This window comes from Alcanivorax sp. HI0044 (assembly GCF_001634945.1).
Map to the genome: position 1 here is coordinate 1 of NZ_LWEZ01000898.1, position 529 is coordinate 529.

Here is a 529-nt window from a genome sequence, read left to right on the forward strand (position 1 = left end):
AGCAACAGGAGCAAGCGAGCCAGATGCTGACCACGCACATTGATGCGCTGGAGGTATCACTGACGCAACCGTTTAGCGCTGACACAGCGAACAGTCTACGCAGCGCGGCTGCAGCCGTGGACGAGCACCTGGATGGCAATCAGCCCCAGCCGCTGGTTCGCAAAGCACAGCAACTGAAGCGGCGCGCCAGCGAGCGACTTCAGCAACTCAGTCGTTGGCAGCAGTGGCAGCAGCTCCGTGACGCCGTTGTGGCCCTGACGGAAAGTGTCGAATCCGCTGACCAACCAGAAAGTGGTGCGAATACTGACTCCGCTCTTACCCTGGCCGTGGCCTTTGAGGCCCTGGCCGGTGTGCCCAGCCCGGAACCGGAGCGCCAGCGCCGCTTGCAATGGCAGCTAGAGCAACTACCCAGTGTCATGAAGCAGCAACAGTTTGACGCCCGCGAGGAAATGCAGCGGCTTCTCAAACAGCACCAAACACCGGTGCCTGCCGCAGTGAAAGCGCGCCTGGACAGCGCCATTGCCGTCCT

Annotated in this window: 1 pseudogene; it reads left to right on the forward strand. The window is 61.8% G+C overall.

Annotated elements, in window-relative coordinates:
• Positions 1-23: 23 nt before the first annotated feature.
• A pseudogene (locus tag A3730_RS10655) lies at positions 24-529 on the forward strand (DUF349 domain-containing protein); the annotation flags it as partial.